Source organism: Stackebrandtia soli (assembly GCF_965137155.1).
GTDB lineage: Bacteria > Actinomycetota > Actinomycetes > Mycobacteriales > Micromonosporaceae > Stackebrandtia > Stackebrandtia soli.
In genome coordinates this window covers 20,302-35,350 of the sequence record NZ_CBCRZX010000022.1, presented here as the reverse complement: position 1 = coordinate 35,350, position 15,049 = coordinate 20,302, and the positions used below count along the sequence as shown (strand labels likewise).

General features: G+C 67.3%; 19 protein-coding genes. 5 read left to right on the top strand and 14 right to left on the bottom strand.

Annotated features, from left to right (window positions below; translation table 11 throughout):
* Nucleotides 1-34: 34 nt before the first annotated feature.
* The 6 genes from ACM9NP_RS14170 to ACM9NP_RS14145 all read right to left on the bottom strand — a co-directional run bounded on the left by ACM9NP_RS14170 (nt 35) and on the right by ACM9NP_RS14145 (nt 5,031).
* Nucleotides 35-1,108, bottom strand: a complete 1,074-nt coding sequence (locus ACM9NP_RS14170) for a peptidoglycan recognition protein family protein (protein WP_415647149.1) — start codon at nt 1,106-1,108, stop codon at nt 35-37.
* Between the two features lie 396 nt (nt 1,109-1,504).
* A complete protein-coding gene (locus tag ACM9NP_RS14165; RefSeq protein WP_415647148.1) occupies nt 1,505-2,806 on the bottom strand; it encodes an MFS transporter in 1,302 nt (433 codons plus the stop codon).
* A 3-nt stretch (nt 2,807-2,809) separates the two neighbouring features.
* Complete coding sequence (locus tag ACM9NP_RS14160; RefSeq protein WP_415647147.1) at nt 2,810-3,097, bottom strand: hypothetical protein; 288 nt, start codon at nt 3,095-3,097, stop codon at nt 2,810-2,812.
* Nucleotides 3,098-3,346: 249 nt separating this feature from the next.
* Nucleotides 3,347-4,198, bottom strand: coding sequence for an alpha/beta fold hydrolase (locus ACM9NP_RS14155; RefSeq protein WP_415647146.1), 852 nt, complete (start codon nt 4,196-4,198; stop codon nt 3,347-3,349).
* A complete protein-coding gene (locus tag ACM9NP_RS14150; RefSeq protein ID WP_415647145.1) occupies nt 4,195-4,770 on the bottom strand; it encodes a dihydrofolate reductase family protein in 576 nt (191 codons plus the stop codon). Before ACM9NP_RS14150 ends, ACM9NP_RS14155 begins: the two co-directional genes overlap by 4 nt.
* 63 nt (nt 4,771-4,833) lie before the next feature.
* Complete coding sequence (locus ACM9NP_RS14145) at nt 4,834-5,031, bottom strand: hypothetical protein (protein WP_415647144.1); 198 nt, start codon at nt 5,029-5,031, stop codon at nt 4,834-4,836.
* 189 nt (nt 5,032-5,220) lie between these two features.
* Here ACM9NP_RS14145 and ACM9NP_RS14140 point away from each other — a divergent pair, with 189 nt between their 5' ends.
* Nucleotides 5,221-6,114 carry a LysR family transcriptional regulator gene (locus tag ACM9NP_RS14140; RefSeq protein WP_415647185.1) on the top strand — a complete coding sequence of 298 codons (894 nt, stop codon included), beginning with the start codon at nt 5,221-5,223 and terminating at the stop codon, nt 6,112-6,114.
* 171 nt (nt 6,115-6,285) lie between these two features.
* On the opposite strand, the gene ACM9NP_RS14135 is transcribed toward ACM9NP_RS14140, so the two are convergent.
* The 6 genes from ACM9NP_RS14135 to ACM9NP_RS14110 form a co-directional block, all read right to left on the bottom strand.
* On the bottom strand, nt 6,286-7,359 hold the full coding sequence (locus ACM9NP_RS14135) for a peptidoglycan recognition protein family protein (protein WP_415647143.1): 1,074 nt from the start codon (nt 7,357-7,359) through the stop codon (nt 6,286-6,288).
* Between the two features lie 81 nt (nt 7,360-7,440).
* A complete protein-coding gene (locus ACM9NP_RS14130) occupies nt 7,441-7,992 on the bottom strand; it encodes a YdeI/OmpD-associated family protein (RefSeq protein ID WP_415647142.1) in 552 nt (183 codons plus the stop codon).
* Between the two features lies 1 nt (nt 7,993).
* Nucleotides 7,994-8,419: a VOC family protein gene (locus ACM9NP_RS14125; RefSeq protein ID WP_415647141.1), complete on the bottom strand. Its 426-nt coding sequence runs from the start codon at nt 8,417-8,419 to the stop codon at nt 7,994-7,996.
* Nucleotides 8,420-8,505: 86 nt separating this feature from the next.
* Entirely contained in the window at nt 8,506-9,270 is a 765-nt protein-coding gene (locus ACM9NP_RS14120; RefSeq protein ID WP_415647140.1) for a GNAT family N-acetyltransferase, read from the bottom strand.
* Nucleotides 9,271-9,308: 38 nt separating this feature from the next.
* Nucleotides 9,309-10,484, bottom strand: coding sequence for an FAD-dependent monooxygenase (locus tag ACM9NP_RS14115; protein ID WP_415647139.1), 1,176 nt, complete (start codon nt 10,482-10,484; stop codon nt 9,309-9,311).
* Complete coding sequence (locus ACM9NP_RS14110) at nt 10,481-11,050, bottom strand: TetR/AcrR family transcriptional regulator (RefSeq protein ID WP_415647138.1); 570 nt, start codon at nt 11,048-11,050, stop codon at nt 10,481-10,483. The genes ACM9NP_RS14115 and ACM9NP_RS14110 overlap by 4 nt, the downstream gene beginning before the upstream one ends.
* 367 nt (nt 11,051-11,417) lie before the next feature.
* On the opposite strand from ACM9NP_RS14110, the gene ACM9NP_RS14105 reads away from it, so the two are divergent.
* The 3 genes from ACM9NP_RS14105 to ACM9NP_RS14095 are packed head-to-tail and all read left to right on the top strand — an operon-like array spanning nt 11,418 to nt 13,095.
* Nucleotides 11,418-11,822: an ankyrin repeat domain-containing protein gene (locus ACM9NP_RS14105; protein WP_415647137.1), complete on the top strand. Its 405-nt coding sequence runs from the start codon at nt 11,418-11,420 to the stop codon at nt 11,820-11,822.
* Nucleotides 11,819-12,364, top strand: a complete 546-nt coding sequence (locus ACM9NP_RS14100) for a histidine phosphatase family protein (protein WP_415647136.1) — start codon at nt 11,819-11,821, stop codon at nt 12,362-12,364. The genes ACM9NP_RS14105 and ACM9NP_RS14100 overlap by 4 nt, the downstream gene beginning before the upstream one ends.
* 2 nt (nt 12,365-12,366) lie before the next feature.
* Nucleotides 12,367-13,095: a class I SAM-dependent methyltransferase gene (locus ACM9NP_RS14095; protein WP_415647135.1), complete on the top strand. Its 729-nt coding sequence runs from the start codon at nt 12,367-12,369 to the stop codon at nt 13,093-13,095.
* Nucleotides 13,096-13,162: 67 nt separating this feature from the next.
* Here ACM9NP_RS14095 and ACM9NP_RS14090 read toward each other — a convergent pair whose 3' ends face one another.
* Nucleotides 13,163-13,882, bottom strand: a complete 720-nt coding sequence (locus ACM9NP_RS14090) for a GNAT family N-acetyltransferase (protein ID WP_415647134.1) — start codon at nt 13,880-13,882, stop codon at nt 13,163-13,165.
* Between the two features lie 51 nt (nt 13,883-13,933).
* Nucleotides 13,934-14,302, bottom strand: a complete 369-nt coding sequence (locus ACM9NP_RS14085) for a putative quinol monooxygenase (protein ID WP_415647133.1) — start codon at nt 14,300-14,302, stop codon at nt 13,934-13,936.
* A gap of 134 nt (nt 14,303-14,436) precedes the next feature.
* Here ACM9NP_RS14085 and ACM9NP_RS14080 point away from each other — a divergent pair, with 134 nt between their 5' ends.
* The gene (locus tag ACM9NP_RS14080) at nt 14,437-15,039 is read left to right on the top strand and encodes a rhomboid family intramembrane serine protease (RefSeq protein WP_415647132.1); all 603 of its coding nucleotides are present in this window, start codon (nt 14,437-14,439) and stop codon (nt 15,037-15,039) included.
* Nucleotides 15,040-15,049: the final 10 nt, after the last annotated feature.

The following is a 15,049-nucleotide window of genomic DNA, read 5'->3' as shown; positions in this document are numbered from 1 at the left end:
GGTCCAGGAACCGCCCCACACCGGGGTGTCATTGTCAGCCGACGAAGTGCTTCCAGGTGAGTGGGCCTGCGACCCCATCAGCCGTGAGAGCGCGCGTGGTCTGGAACGCGCGGACGGCGGCGGCCGTCGCGGGCCCGAAGTCCCCATCCACTGTGACGCTCTGCTCGTGCCGGGTGAGCTGCGTCTGAACGGCCGTCACAGCATGTCCGGTGGAACCTTGTCGAGTCGTCACGACGAGCACCGGCCAGGTGGCCGGTCCGACGATGCCGTCGACGGTGAGACCGTTGGCCTGTTGGAACGCGCGGACGGCCGCGTCCGTCAGCGGCCCGAACCTTGAGTCCGTCGACGTTTCGAAGCCATGCTGGTTCAGGAAGTACTGAAGCGATCGGACGGGGTCACCGGCCGCACCGTCGCGAAGGGTCGGCCACACCGGCACCCTCGGCGGGGGCACGTCGTCGCCGAGAAGCGCGGTGACCTCGGCCCTCAACCGCGGAAGCATGCCGAACAGGACGTCACCCGGGCACGCGGTCGAATTGATCTGTCGGTGGCCGACGATGCTCGACGTGTTCGGGTTGATCTGGTACTGCTGGCAGATGTAGGCGCACAGGCGAACCAGCGACGCCCACAGTTCGGCAGGCGGGGCGACGTCGGTGTAGAGGCCTTCGTTCTCGATGCCGATCGAGTTGAAGTTGCCTCCGGCGGCGTGTGCTCCGAACACGAATCGGGTGCCGCCCTCTTGAAGCAGCGGGAGGCTGTGTGCTCGGCCTTCGGTGATGTGGCCGCCACGGCTGACTCCGAAGTGGTCGCCGACGTCCGGGTGGCCCAGGCTCATGTGGTAGTTCTGGCGACTACGGCTCATGGCGTAGGCCGCCTCGAGCGACGTGTCGGACGTGTTCGCCGTCGCCATGTGGTGCACGACGATGACGGTCGGCCGGTAGTCGTTGATGGTGAGTTCCTCTGTGGGCGTGCGCGCACCCCATGAGGCTCGTGAGTGGATTGTCGGCGGTGTGATCGCGGCGCTCGCGGTTCCCGGTGCTGCGGTGACGAGTGCGGCGCCGCCGATGGCGGCACCGGTCTGCAACAGTCCACGACGTGTGAAGGGTGTCATTGTGCTCCTCGGTAGTGGGGATCGGTTGTGATTCTTGTAGCCCCTGGTGCTCCAACGCGTCCATTATTGGCGGCATTGATATAACGATTGCCGTCAATGCTTGGGTCAGCGTCAACACCTAGGTCGAGTCGCGTCAGATGTCGTGGAGCTCGGTATGCCTCCCGCAGTCCCGCGACCGCAGGCGTCATTTCGTCACGATCGGGAGCGGATCTGTTCGAGAGGGCGGGGACCGACGATCGCACGATTCCCCGGTGCCAGGCTCAACGAGCTTCCGCACTTCACCAATTGAGATCGACGAGCAGAACATCCACTTCGTCCACGTCCCGTCCTCCCGGTCAACAGGTCGGCGCGGTCCGGACCTGAAGCGGTCACCCCCTACCGCGGCTGGGGCCCGGTCTAAACCGGCTCGGGCGGCGTCCGGTCGGGGGTGACCGTGCGAACGTCTCGCGACACCAGCGATATCGTCGTGATGACCACGAGGAGGAGCCCACACCCGAGCATCGCGTGCTTGGCACCGACCAGGGCGACCGCTGGGCCGGCGAGCATGAGTCCAAGTGGGGACATGAGCATCGAGCCGAGCGAGTCGTACGAGCTGACCCGCGATAGCGTCGTCGGCGAGACGAGGGACTGCACTGTGACTGACCACAGCACCGCGAGCAGGCTCATCCCGACCCCGGTAAGGAAGATCGCCGCCATTATCATCCACAGGGGAGCACCCACGCCCAGAAGGAGGAAGGGCGTCGGCATCGTCAGGGCGATCGCGACGACACCCGAGAAGATTGTGCGGCGCGGCCTCCATCGCATGGCGAGGACGGCGCCGACGAGCGTCCCCGCTGCCTCGAACGCGAGGAGCATGGACCATGTCGCTGCTCCACCGAGATCGCTGAGCGCCAGCGCCGGTCCGATGACGCTCAGCGCCGCGCCGTGGACGGCGAAGTGAAGCGACGACTGGACGACGACGATCCACAGCCACTTCTGCCGGGTAAACGCGCCCCAGCCGTCACGGAGATCGCTCAGGAATGAGGAGTCGTTGTCGCGAGGGACGCTGTAGCGAAGTCTGACACAGACGAAAAGCACTGCGGCAATGGCGGAGGCAGCCGAACAGAAGAGCAGCGTGACCCCGCCTCCCACGATCGAGATGCTGATCCCGGCCCCGAGGAGGCCCAGGATGCGGGCCGAGTTCCGGACGATCCCCACGAGCCCGTTCGCGGCGTGCAGCTGTTCCTTGCGTACGAGTTCGGGAACGATGGCGGCCAAGGCCGGGTTCATGACGGCGATGCCGATGCCGGACAGCAACGCCGCGATGGCGAGCGTCCACCACGGCCCCCGGGCATCGATCATCATCACCCCGATGGAACCGAAGGCGAGTGCCGATAGGACGAGGCCGACGACGATGACGCGGTTTCGGGCGAGCCGGTCCGCCAGGACCCCGCCGACGAGGATGAGCGCGACGAGCGGGATTGTCTGGGCGGCCATGACGACCGACAGCTGCGTCGGAGTACCACTCAAGTCTTGGAGGAAGCCGAAAGCAAGGGCGACCGGTGCGACCACTGAGCCCATGATGGCGAGAAACCGACCGATGAGGAGCAGGAGGAATGCCCGGTCGGTGAGCAACTCGCGCTCCTCCCGCCCCAGGAGGCGCGCGGAGAGGGCGCGCCGCTCGGTAGCACTGTCCTGAATGGGGGTTTTCGTGCTCATCGGTCACTTCTTCGTCCGGCGAAGGGGAGGCACCCGGGCACGCCTCCGAGGCAGATCGCCCAGACCAGACGGCTGGAGGTCGTCATGGACGTGGTCGATGCATGAGGTTCGGGCGCGCTGGGGCACGCCCGTCGCGGGGAGGACCGCCTCCGGCCGATCGCCGCAGCGCGACCGTCGGATACCGCAGACTTCCCGATTCTGGAGGAACCGGCCCTCCCCGTCCTCCGGGTGCTTGTGCGGATCGTAGCTGATGCCCTCGCCGTCCCGAACAACGTTCTGCTCAACGAACACGTTGCGTCCCACCCCGACCGAGGGGGTAGGCGTAAATCCGCAGGGTCTCGTTGGGGCGCCAACCGACGACGGCCGCACCGGGGCCGTCNTCGGTCACCCATGGACCGATGGAAGTCACCATGCAGTCGAATGATTGTCCCCGAACGGGTTTGATGCCATCGATTTTTCGCGCATTCCCGCCGGACCCGTGACATTGTTACTCGGCGCCGTGGTTGAGCGCGAGACGGCGACACATGATGAGCGTCTGGGTCAGGACCTGTCCGTCGCGGTGATGTGGTCGAGGGCGTCGTGGATGAGTTCGGCGCTGGTGCCGACGTCCATCGCGATTCCCTGATGGCCGCCGGGAAACTCGACCGCCTTGACGTCGAGTAGTTCCGCGAGCGCCCGCGCGGAGTCGAGCGGTACACCCGCCGGGGAGGTCACTCCGATCCCGACGACGATTCGCGGGGAGGCGGAGCGCAGCGCGGAGATGTCGGGTTCGAAACTCAGGACGGGCAACAGCACGTGGCTGAAGAAGTAGTCCATGTTCCCCTGTATACGGCCCATCATCTCCAGGACCTCGGGTGGCAACTGGGACGGGTCGGGCATGACGGGAGGAGCGCCGCCGTCGATGGTGGCCATGAACTTCAGCATGGCGGCGCCCACTCCGTCGGTCCGGTAGGTGTCGTGGACTTCCTGGAACGTCGCCCGCCACCGCGCGCTGGCGGTGAGGAGCTCGGGAATCGGGGGTTCGTGGGCGATGAGTGCTCGCACCCGGTCGGGGTGACGTGCGATGAGGTCGAGGCCGGTGAGTGCTCCGCCGCTGGTGCCGACGACGTAGGCCGGCGCGGCGCCGAGGGACGTGATCAGGCGGTACGCGTCCTCGCTGAACGCCGGAACGTGTTGATCTTCGGCGGTACCGGTCAGGCCGCTGCGGGAGAGTCCACGCTGGTCATAGGTGACGACGGTGTAGCGGTCAGCCAGTTGAGCGGCGAGCCCGGCGAGTGACCCGGCGTCGGCGGGAGCTCCGGGGATCATCAACAGGAGCGGTCCCGAGCCGCGGACTTCGTAGTACAGCCGTGCGTCGCCGACGTTCAGGGTCGCGGTGGTCGTATGTGTCATGTGGTCTGTCCGTTCTGGTGTGTTGGGGTCGCCGGTCGGTAGGTGAGTTCGATGACGCCGGTCGGGTAGGTCGCGGATCGAATGAGGGTGAGGGGTACGTCGGTGGCGTCGTCGGGGAAGAGCCGTCGTCCCGAGCCGAGCACGATCGGGTGGACGAACAGGCGCAGTTCGTCGATGAGTCCGGCGTGCAGCAAGGTTCGGGTGAGCGTGATGCTGCCGGAGAGCAGGATGTTCCGACCGGGCTCTTGTTTGAGACTCGTGACGGCGTCGACGAGGTCGCCGCCGATGATCGTCGAGTTCGTCCATTTCGGTGCGGTCAGAGTGTTTGAGGCGGCGAGCTTTCGCATGCCGTTGAGGTGGTCGGCGAGTTTGCCGGTCTGATTGGGCCAAGAGGTGGCGAACGCGTCATAGGTGACTCGTCCCAGCAACAGGGTGTCCGCCGAGGCGTGCATGTCGTTGATCGCGGCGACCAGTTCGTCGTCGACGTACGGGAAGTGCCATGTCTCGGGTGCCTCGACGACGCCGTCGAGGGAGATGAACTGGCCTGTCACGATCGGGCGTTGGATGGCCATGGTGGTTGCTCCGTTCGGTGGTTGTGGCGACCGACGGAAATCGTCGGCGCGGACTGATCGGTCTCAGCGCGGGTCGACGGCTCGCGCCGTCAGGAGATAGGCGGTGACGCCGGAAACGGCGAGCCAGGTGACGGCACCGGCGGCGAGCACGAGGCGGAAGTCTCCCGTGGGGATGCCGGCTCCGGCGAGCGCGAGGGCGGCGATGACGGCGACCACGCTGGCCAGGCGCGGGCGTGTTCGCCGCGTCTGGCGAAGCGCCACGCGAACACGATCACCACCGGGCGATGAAGCGTGTGTATGTAGTGGACATATCGAACTCCCCCTCGCGCGTTTTCGCAGGTGTTTCGCGGACGTTGTCAACGATCCGTCGGGCCGAGCCGATCTTCAAGTCGTGTTCCGGCTACGGTCGTTGCGTCAGGAGCAACGATGGGAACGGGATGTTGGAACGGGATGTTGGAACGGCAGGAAATCGACGTGTTGCTGGCCCTGGCGGAGGAACTGCACTTCGGACGAACCGCCGCTCGGGTGCGATTGACAACCGGGCAGGTCAGCAAGATCCTCAAGAGAATCGAACGACGTTGCGGTACGGACCTGTTCGAACGGACGAGCCGCGTCGTTCGATTGACGCCGGTCGGCGCCACGTTGACGAGTGAGCTGCGGCCCCTGGTCGAGGGCATCGACGCAGCGGTTCGCCGGGCCGTCGACGCGGGGCGGGGCGTCACCGGCGTGATCCGCGTCGGGTTCATGGGAGCCGGGACTGAGCAGCTGGTGTTGAACGCGGTCAACCTTTTCGCCGCGCGGCATCCTGAGTGCGATGTGCACATCTACGAGGCCCAGTATCAGGATTCGCGACCGAGCCTCGTCGACGGCACGACCGACGTCATCGTCGCCGCGTTTCCATATCCGGGAATGGTCGAGGGACCGGTGTTGATGTCGGAACCTCGACTGCTCGCGGTCTCGACACGACATCCCTTGGCGCGCCACGACAGCGTCTCCGTCGAGGTGTTCGCCGATCACCCGGTGGTGCAGCTCCCCACCGACATGGCGGAGGAGTTCCGCCGAGACCGCACGCCCGCGCGCACCCCGTCGGGCAGGCCCACGCTGAAAGGGCCGGTCGGCGCCACGTTCGGGGACATGCTGACCTTGGCAGCGCTCGGAAAGGGCGTGTATCCAGTGGGGGCGTATGCGGCGCGGTATCGTCCCCGCCCCGACCTGGTGTACGTGCCGATACATGACGCGCCACCGATTCGATCGGGGCCGGTGTGGCGCGCGACCAACGACACCGCGCGGGTCCGAGCGTTCGTTCGCGCGGCGGTCGACGCGAACCTGGACCCCAATTTTTGAGCGTGTTACTCCTGCGGTGTAACGGATTTCCGGATCGGTTTCGACGTCGCAGGGGCGCTCGCGGTGCCACCAAGTTGGACGGCTCCGGCGGTGGGACCGCGTCGCCGTGTGGCCCGGTGGCACCGCGCCCGTGAATCAGGGTTACTTCAGATCCGCCGATTGGCGGGGGTCTCATGCGGTGAATCGCCGCCACGTTTGAGGGCCCGCCTGGCCGTCGACACCGATGCCTCGGGCGGACTGGAACGATCGGACGTTCGTGGCCGTCTGCGGACCGAAGTTCCCGTCGACGGTGGTGGCGTATCCGTGCCTGGTCAGTTGGCTTTGGACGGCGCGGGTCGCGTCTCCCGTGGAGCCCTGTTGGGTGGTCACGACCAGTTTCGGCCAGGTCAGCGGTCCGACGACGCCGTCGGCGCCGAGGCCGTTGGCGCTTTGGAACGAGCGAACCGAACCGGCCGTGGCGGGTCCGAAGTTCCCGTCGACGCTCGTGGCGATGCCACGATGATTCAGGAAGTACTGGATGCTGCGGACATTGTGGCCGGTGTCGCCCTGACGAACGGTGGGCCATTGCGGGTCGGTCGGTGGGGGCGTGGTGCCGAGCATGGTGGCGACGTCGGCTCGCAGCTGGGGCAGCATGCCGAACAGGACGTTGCCGGGGCAGGCGGTGGCCGTGACTTGGCGGTGCCCGATGATGCTGGAGGTGCTCGGGCTGATCTGGTACTGCTGGCAGATGTACGCGCACAGGTGGACCAGCGAGTTGTACTGGGCGGTCGGCGGGGCGACGTCGGTGTAGAGGCCTTCGTTCTCGATGCCGATGGAGTTGGTGTTGCCGCCCGCGGCGTGGGCGCCGAGGACGAAGCGGCTGCCGCCTTCCTGGAGCAGGGGCAGGCTGTGCGCACGGCCTTCGGTGATGTGGCCGCCGCGGCTGTTTCCGAAATGGTCGCCCACATCGGAGTATCCGCGACCGTCCATGTGGTAGTTCTGACGGGATCGGCTCATGGCGTAGGCCGCCGCCAGGGACGTGTCGCTGGTGTTGGGCGTGGCCATGTGGTGGACGACGATGACGGTCGGCCGGTAGTTGTTTATCGTGAGGGTTCCTGATGGGGGACGGGCATTCCACGCCGCGCGGGAATGGATGGTCGGGGGCGTCACGGCCGCGTGCGCGGCGCTGGGGGTGCCGATCGCGAGAGCCGCTCCGGTGAGGGCGGTGCCGCCGACGAGCACGTTTCGTCGCGTCCACTGTGTCATGAATGGTCCTTGGTGATCGAAAGGATGGGCGTCCTGTCTTACCGAATCGGACTTCAATTCACCCATAGCCAGTCATCTATGTCATGGCGGGGTGGTGAGACGGTCGATGATCCGGCTGATCGCTCGGGCCCGGGTCGCGTCGGTGCGTGCCTTCAACAGCGGCAGCATCAACGCGTATCGGCTGGATCGGTCGAGCCGGCCGAAGGCGGTCTCCGCTGAGGCGTTGGCTCGGAGCGCCGACGCGAGCTCGTCGGGGACGGCGGCGGAGCGTTGCGAGGTGTAGGCGGCGTCCCAGCGGCCGTCGGCCTTGGCGGCCGCGATCGCGTCCAAGCCCGCGGGGCGCATCCGACCGGCATCGATGAGCGCCTCCGCCTTGTCCACGTTGATCTTCGACCAGGAGCTGGTGGGACGGCGCGGCGAGTATCGCTGAAGGAAGGATCCTTCGTCGTAGGCGGTGCGTTGGCCGTCGATCCATCCGTGGCACAGTGCGACGTCAAGGGCGTCGCCGATCGTGACCAGCGTCAGCGGGGAGCGCTTCTTGGCGATGCGGAGCCAGGCTTCGGACCGGTCGTCGTGGTGGGTTTCGAGCCAGGTGTCCCACGCTGTCGCATCGCGGAATTCGAGGGGTTCCATGTCAGTCCCGGTGTTGGGCGGCCACGATGTCGCGGTAGTGCGGGTTGGTCATGACGCCGAGGATGTTGCCGAACGGGTCCACGACGGACGCGGTGACGAAGCCGTTGTCGCCGCGCGCCGTGATCGGCTCGAATATCTTGGCTCCCAGGGTTTGTAGGCGTTCGACGGTGTCCGTGAGGTCGTCCACGTGCCAGTACATGATGGCTCCGCCGGGTGCGGTGGCCGCGCCGGACGGACGGAACCGCGCGTCAACGATGCCGAGTTCCGCTTCGAAGTCGCCGACGCGGAATTCGGCGTAGGCGAGGGAACCATCGGGGCCGGGCCGCGTGAAGTACGCGTCGACTCCGAGGAATTCGGTGTACCAGGCGGCGGCGGCCGTGACGTCGTCCGCCCAGTAGTTGATGGTGCTGAAGCCGCGCAGGCTCATTCGTTGTCCCCGTTCGTATCGTCGGCGACCCTCGCCGACCGGGCGACGCTAGCGCATGGGACTGACATCCGACCGCCGTGACGCGCTCAGCCGTGGACGTACGGTGTCGTCGTGGCGAGACGGACGAAGCCGAGCCGCCGCAGGATCGGTTCGCTCGTGGGCAGGGCGTCGACCTGGAGATAGTCGATGCCGCGTTCGACGGCGAGCCGGGCACGGTGCGCGACGAGGGCGCGGTAGACGCCGCGTCCGCGCCAGTGCTGCACGGTGCCGCCGCCCCACAGTCCCGCGAATCCGGCGCGGTCGTAGAACTCGACGCGGGCGGCGCTGACGGGTTCGTCTCCGGCGAGCGCGAGCACGAACGCGACGGATGCCCGATCCTCATGCCACTGCGTCCACAGTTGGCGTCGCAGGCGTCCGCCGTCGTCACCGAAGACGCGATAGTGCACCTCGATGGCGGCTTCGAGTTCCGCGTCGTTCTCGATGTCGATCACGCGAACGCCGTCGACGTCGGCACTCGTCGCGGCGATCTCCCGAGCGGGTGCGACGAGGAGCGCTTCCTCGTCTTCGGGAACGAAGCCCGCGTCGCGCAGCCGTTCGGCGAGATCGGCCGGTTCGTCGTGATCGTAGAGCTTCCATTCGAAGCGTCGATCCCCGAAGTACTCGAGTTGTTCGGCGATGACGGCGTCCGCGTTGGCCTCCGTCAAGGCGGACCAGATGACGCAGTTCCAGCCGTCCGCTCCGCTGTCCTGGCGGACGAAGAGGTCAGTGCGGTCGACTCGTGCCCCGGGTTCGGCGTCGATGTCGCGACGCATGCGCTGATCGAACAGCGCCAGTACCGAATCAATATCCATCGCCGTCAGTCCAACACGCGTGCCGCCATCGGGCAATGTCATTTCGTGTCGGCGAGCCGACGCACCAGCGTCGAGGGTTTGCCGATGATGCCGGAGGCGACGGCGCGGTTGGCGATCGGCAGTCGCGCCAGACGCAGCAGGACACGGCGGAGGATCAACTGTGCGCGTGTGGTGGGTAGGAACCAGTTGGCGGCGGACCTCCCGGCGCGCTGCGCTTCGGTGACGACGGGTCGCCAGTCGCGTTCGTATCGGGCGAGGCCGTCGGCGACGATGTCGCAGTCCCGCAGCGCGTCGGCGAGGACGAAGGCGCCCGCCATTCCGAGGGACGCGCCCTGCCCGGCCAGCAGGGACACGGCGGCACAGGCGTCGCCGAGGAGGACCACCCGACCTTTACTCCAGTGTGGAAGTTCAACCTGGGCGACGTGGTCGTAGTACACCTGTGACGGCGGCGGGCACGCGGCCAGCGCCCGTGACGTGACCCAGCCGAGTCCGCCGTAGATCTCCCGAAGCGCGGCACGCGGGTCGCTCGGGCGGTTGAGGTCGTCGCTGCGGTGCACCGCGAAGGTCGCCACCCGGCCGTCGCGCAGCCCGTAGAAGCCGAGCTGCCGATTCACCGTGTCGGTGAGACAGAACCGATTCCGGGTCGCGGCGTGCACCGTCGGGTCGCTGAACACGTAAGCCGCCGTGTGGAAGCCGAGGTACCGCAGTTCGACGTCGCCGAAGACCAGGCGCCGAACCGTGGAGTGGATGCCGTCGGCTCCGATCAGGAGGTCGCCGCGCACCGTGTCGCCGGTCGACAGCCGCACCGTGACGTCGTCTGGGCCGGTGACGACGTCGGTCACGGCGGCCCCGTAGCGCAGGTCCACGTCATCGGGCAGCTGATCGCGAAGCGCGCGTTCCAGGTCCGGACGCATGATGCTGACGAAGCGCCGGTCGACGACGTCGGCGACGGACTCGACGTCGAGCCGGGCCCGCTCCCTGCCTTTCTCGTCGACATAGGATGCTCCGGTGATGTGGTAGCCCAGTTCGTGCAGGCGCGGGGTTAGTCCGGTGGCGTCCGCCGCGTCGTAGCCGGGACCGAAAAAGTCGATCATGTATCCCTGGTCGCGCGGGCCGGGAGCCTTCTCGACGACGATCACGTCGGCACCGATGGCGGAGAACCGTTCCGCGGCGGCGAGACCGGAGATTCCGGCTCCGGCGATGATGACTCTCATGTGGTGGCCTCCGGCGCGATGAGTCGAGTCAGGACGCGTTCGGTGGTGGCGCGATCGGGTGGAGCCGTCAACGACCGGTGAAGGATCAACCCGTCCATCGTGGCCGTGACGACGGCCGCCGTGCCCGCCGCGTCGGGAACCCCGGCGAGCGCGAACCGCTCCGTCAGGGTCGAGACGAAATCGCTCAGCAGCGCCGTGACCTGTGCTCGCAAAGCGGGATCGCGCACGGCGGCCAGGTACGTCTCCGAGAACACCGGCGACGCGACGTCCGCCTCGTCCAAACCGTCCATCGCGTCGAGGAGCACTCGGATTATCCGCAGTGGGGTGTCGGCGGCGTCGAACGCCGCTCGGATGCCGACGAGGGCGTCGCGGACGACCCCGACACCCGCCTCGGCAAGCAAACGTGACAAGGAGGCGAAGTGATAGTGGACGAGGCCGGGTGTTACACCCGCGCGCTCGGCGAGAACGCGCGTCGTCACGGCCGTCCAGCCGCGCTCGGCGATCAGGTCGACGGCGGCCGCGAGCAGCCGTTCTCGAACGACCCGGCCGCGATCAGTTGTGGACATCGATGCTCCTTGCTTTGGTCGAACGCCTTGGGCGATCGACCAATACTAACGCGGCCGCAACGATCGGCGTCCAGTAGTGAATGGCAAAGACCCAACGGTATGGATGATCTTCGATGTTCGGTGAGTGTCGGCAAGCGCTGGCACCAGTGGGGCCGCATCTCGCCGGAATCGCGTCGATGATCCGTGTCGTTCATCAGCGTTGGGAAGCCGGTCCAGCTTCTCGCCCGAGAACACATTCGGAAGACCCATGCCCCAGCCAACGAACCGACCACGTCGCCGCAGCACACACCCGATATGACATCGAAGATCGTGCCTACCGTTGGTTTTGCCGTTTACTACCGGATCGCCTGATCGCTATAGTGCGACGGTGACCGATGACTTCGACCCGATCGACATCGCCACCACCGTGTTCGGTTTCGCGCGGTCTGGCGACGCGGCCCGACTGGCCGCCTACCTCGACGCAGGCGTCCCCACCGACCTCACCAACGAGTCAGGCGACACCCTGGTCATGCTCGCGGCCTACCACGGTCACGCCGACACCGTCGCCGTGCTCACCGAACGCGGCGCCGACGTGAACCGCCTCAACGATCGAGGACAGTCCCCACTCGCGGGAGCGGTCTTCAAAGGACACGACGCCGTCGTACGATCGCTGGTCGACGCCGGAGCGGACGCCGACCTCGGCACACCGTCCGCCCGCGCCACCGCCCGCATGTTCGGCCAGAACCGCTACCTCGAATGGTTCGGACCCGACCCGTCGGACTCACCCTCATGACGCCGGTCCCGAACACGAGCGGCGCCATCCACCTCGTTCGCCACGCCATGCCCGTCATCGACCCGACCGTTCCACCGGGACGCTGGCGCCTCGATGCCGCGGGCAACGCCGCCGCCCGGACCCTGCGCCCGCGCCTGCCCAGGGACGCGCGATTCCTCTCCAGCACCGAACCCAAGGCCGTCGACACCGCGACCGCGCTGGCCGACGGAGAACCGGTGACAGTCCACAGCGATCTCATTGAGGTGGGTCGACCGCACCTGGTCGACGTCGACTACCGTGCCGTCGCCGCCGCGTACCTGGGCGGGACCGTCACGCCGGACTGGGAACCCCACGCCGAAGTCGTCGCCCGATTCGACGGCGCGATACGCGAAAGCCTCGCCGCCGACACCCGACCTCTCGTCGTCGTGACGCACGGCCTCGCGATGACACTGTGGATCGACACGGTGCTCGACATCGGCGACAGGGTCGCCTGGTGGCGCCGATTGGGATTCCCCGAGCTCGTCACCGTCCCCGCCTCCGCGATCGACGGACACGGGAACTGAGGATGCTCGACTACGACGACGAGGCCGCCCACTACGACCGAACCCGAGGCGGCCGTCCACGCGCGCTCGCGGCCGCGAGCGCCATCAGCGGCCTCCTTCCAGCGCGCGCCTCGATCGTCCTCGACCTCGGAGGCGGAACCGGCGCGGTCGCAACGGAACTGACGACACCCGAACGCACCGTCCTCGTCGCCGACGCGTCCGTCGGCATGCTCCGGCTCGCGGCGAAACGCGTCGACGGTCGCTGCGCGCAGGTCGACGCCACCGTAATGCCATTCCGTGATGCCAGTGTCGACGCGGTGGTCTGCGTCTGGCTCTTCCACCTTCTCACCGAGTCCGACGTCGCCGCGATCGTGGCCGCCACCGCCCGCGTACTGCGATCCGGCGGTGTTCTCGTCACCACCGTCGACAAGCGCGACGCATCACCCAGCACCGACATCGCCACCGCGCTCGCCCCGTTGCGGCCGTATCGATCGACGGCCACCGACGCCACGGCCACGATCGACGCGCTGACCGCGCGGCACGGCCTTCGCCGCACCGGAACGGCGACGTTCACGGGCGTCGGCCAGGGCTGGACGCCGCTCGGGATCATCGACGACGTTGACGGGAGGTACTCGGCGGCACCGGATTCGATGCGGAGCGCCGTGATACGGGCGCTCTCCGGATTGCCGGACCCGGAACGTCCACGGGCCGATCCGGTGTACACGCTCGTCAGGTATACAAAGGACGTTTAGGGTGTGTCCGGCCGTGAGGGCTCCGGAGGGAGACATGACCATTGGGGACCAAGCGGGCGGAGCGCCGTCAATCCTCGTCGGACGCCACGACGTCCCAGGTCGCGAATCGGGTCAGTCCGGCCGAGTCGGCGAGGGCGACGGAGGCGTGATTGTCGAGCTGACAGCGGTACTGCGGTTCATGGCCCAACTCCAGGGCACGCGCGCTCAAGGCTCGGACCGTCTGTCGCGCCAGGCCTCGGCCGCGGAACGGAGGCAGCGTGATCACGCCCAGGTCCGCGAGGGTGGTGCCGCCCCAGGGATACATGCTCGCCGCGCACACCAGCCGGTCCTCGACGAAGGCGCCGAACACGAGCCAGTGGTCGAGCTCCACGAAGGCCTCGTCGAGTTCGCCCGAAGGTGCCTCGGACTGGAAGGCTGCGAAGAGTTCGGCGTCGTCTTCCGAGAGTTCGCGTACCCCGGTGGGAAGCCCTTCGGTGCGCAGGGCGGTCTGTTCCGCGGTCGAGAAGTAGTACAGGTGGTCCGCGCCGTTGAGTTCGAGGTCGGCGGCACTCACGGCGGACGCGAGCGCGGGCGCGTCGATTTCGGCGCCCACCTCGAAGCCCAGCCGTCGCAACAGATCCGGTGCCACCAGCACGATTCCTCCGGTGCCGACCGGATCCAACACCATGAGTCGGCGGTTCTGCGACAGAGTCGAGTCCACGACGACACGACGCGTACCGACGGATGCGGGAACGTCGCTCAACTCGACCGCACGGAACCAGTGGTCGGTGACGATACTCGAGAACATATGGCCTCCATCAGATTCGAGGACCCGTCCTCGGTCCGCGCAACCCACCGATCATGGGCGGCACCAGACTGTACCCGGAATCGGCGCTCGGCCGATAGGAGATAAATCCGCCGCGACGGCGGCGCGCCAGTCGTCGATCGCGGTGGCGTCGAAGACGGTGATCGCGGCGGGCCCGGTCGTCGTCTCCTCCAGCACGGCGTCGGGTTCGCGCATGTGGTCGGCGTGCAGGTGGGCGCGCAGCGCCGCGATGTCGCGCCAGGTCTCGACGCATCGAAACACGCAATCGTCGTCCAGATCGACGCTGAAGGCGTAGCCGAGACATCCGGCGTCGAATCGTCGTGTCGACTCCTGCATACGTCGCAGTGCCGCGATCGCCTCGTCACGGCGGTCCCGGCGAGCGCGAACAGTCACATGAACCACGATCACCCCACCACCTTAACGGCGGCCGGACGAGGTCAATTCGTGCCGGGGTGGCGCACGTCGCGCCGTCGGCCCGGCTTCGGGTGTTGCGGCCCCCTTTAGAATCGAACGTCCATCCTCCCGAAGGACCAGCGATGCCGACCCCGTCACCCCGTCTGCTCACTCCGTTGCGCGGAGCCCTGATCGTCACGGCCGCCGTCGTCGTCATGTGGGCCGTCGAGGCGATCGATCAGGTCTTCGGCGCCGGGTTCGACTCGTACGGGATTCTGGCCCGGGACGTGTCGGGACTGCCGGGGATCGTGACCGCGCCGTTCCTGCACTCCGGGTACGACCATCTGGCGTCGAACTCGGTGCCCTTGATCGTGCTCGGTGGGCTCGCCGCGAGCCGTGGGCTCGCGCGTTTCCTCGCCGCGACGGCGATCATCGTCCTCGTGGGCGGGGCGGCGGTGTGGTTGACGAGCCCCGACAACACGATCACGATCGGCGCGAGCGGCCTGGTGTTCGGCTACTTCGGATACCTGCTGACCCGCGCGGTTCTCGAGCGTCGCGTCCTCGACATCGTGATCGCGGTGGTCTGCGTCGTCTTCTACGGATCGATCCTGTGGGGTGTCCTTCCTGGAACTCCCGGAGTGTCATGGCAGGGTCACCTGTTCGGACTGTGCGCGGGTGTTTTGGCTGCGTGGATGCTGAAGCGGCCACGTGCCGTCCCAACCGCCACGACCTCCCCGACGCTGTGAGATGATCGGC

Bases quoted from the DNA above. Each gene is read 5' to 3' on its own strand.
- ACM9NP_RS14170 (WP_415647149.1), bottom strand. From the start codon at position 1,108: ATGACACCCTTCACACGTCGTGGACTGTTGCAGACCGGTGCCGCCATC.
- ACM9NP_RS14165 (WP_415647148.1), bottom strand. From the start codon at position 2,806: ATGAGCACGAAAACCCCCATTCAGGACAGTGCTACCGAGCGGCGCGCC.
- ACM9NP_RS14155 (WP_415647146.1), bottom strand. From the start codon at position 4,198: ATGACACATACGACCACCGCGACCCTGAACGTCGGCGACGCACGGCTG.
- ACM9NP_RS14150 (WP_415647145.1), bottom strand. From the start codon at position 4,770: ATGGCCATCCAACGCCCGATCGTGACAGGCCAGTTCATCTCCCTCGAC.
- ACM9NP_RS14140 (WP_415647185.1), top strand. From the start codon at position 5,221: ATGTTGGAACGGCAGGAAATCGACGTGTTGCTGGCCCTGGCGGAGGAA.
- ACM9NP_RS14135 (WP_415647143.1), bottom strand. From the start codon at position 7,359: ATGACACAGTGGACGCGACGAAACGTGCTCGTCGGCGGCACCGCCCTC.
- ACM9NP_RS14130 (WP_415647142.1), bottom strand. From the start codon at position 7,992: ATGGAACCCCTCGAATTCCGCGATGCGACAGCGTGGGACACCTGGCTC.
- ACM9NP_RS14125 (WP_415647141.1), bottom strand. From the start codon at position 8,419: ATGAGCCTGCGCGGCTTCAGCACCATCAACTACTGGGCGGACGACGTC.
- ACM9NP_RS14120 (WP_415647140.1), bottom strand. From the start codon at position 9,270: ATGGATATTGATTCGGTACTGGCGCTGTTCGATCAGCGCATGCGTCGC.
- ACM9NP_RS14115 (WP_415647139.1), bottom strand. From the start codon at position 10,484: ATGAGAGTCATCATCGCCGGAGCCGGAATCTCCGGTCTCGCCGCCGCG.
- ACM9NP_RS14110 (WP_415647138.1), bottom strand. From the start codon at position 11,050: ATGTCCACAACTGATCGCGGCCGGGTCGTTCGAGAACGGCTGCTCGCG.
- ACM9NP_RS14100 (WP_415647136.1), top strand. From the start codon at position 11,819: ATGACGCCGGTCCCGAACACGAGCGGCGCCATCCACCTCGTTCGCCAC.
- ACM9NP_RS14095 (WP_415647135.1), top strand. From the start codon at position 12,367: ATGCTCGACTACGACGACGAGGCCGCCCACTACGACCGAACCCGAGGC.
- ACM9NP_RS14090 (WP_415647134.1), bottom strand. From the start codon at position 13,882: ATGTTCTCGAGTATCGTCACCGACCACTGGTTCCGTGCGGTCGAGTTG.
- ACM9NP_RS14080 (WP_415647132.1), top strand. From the start codon at position 14,437: ATGCCGACCCCGTCACCCCGTCTGCTCACTCCGTTGCGCGGAGCCCTG.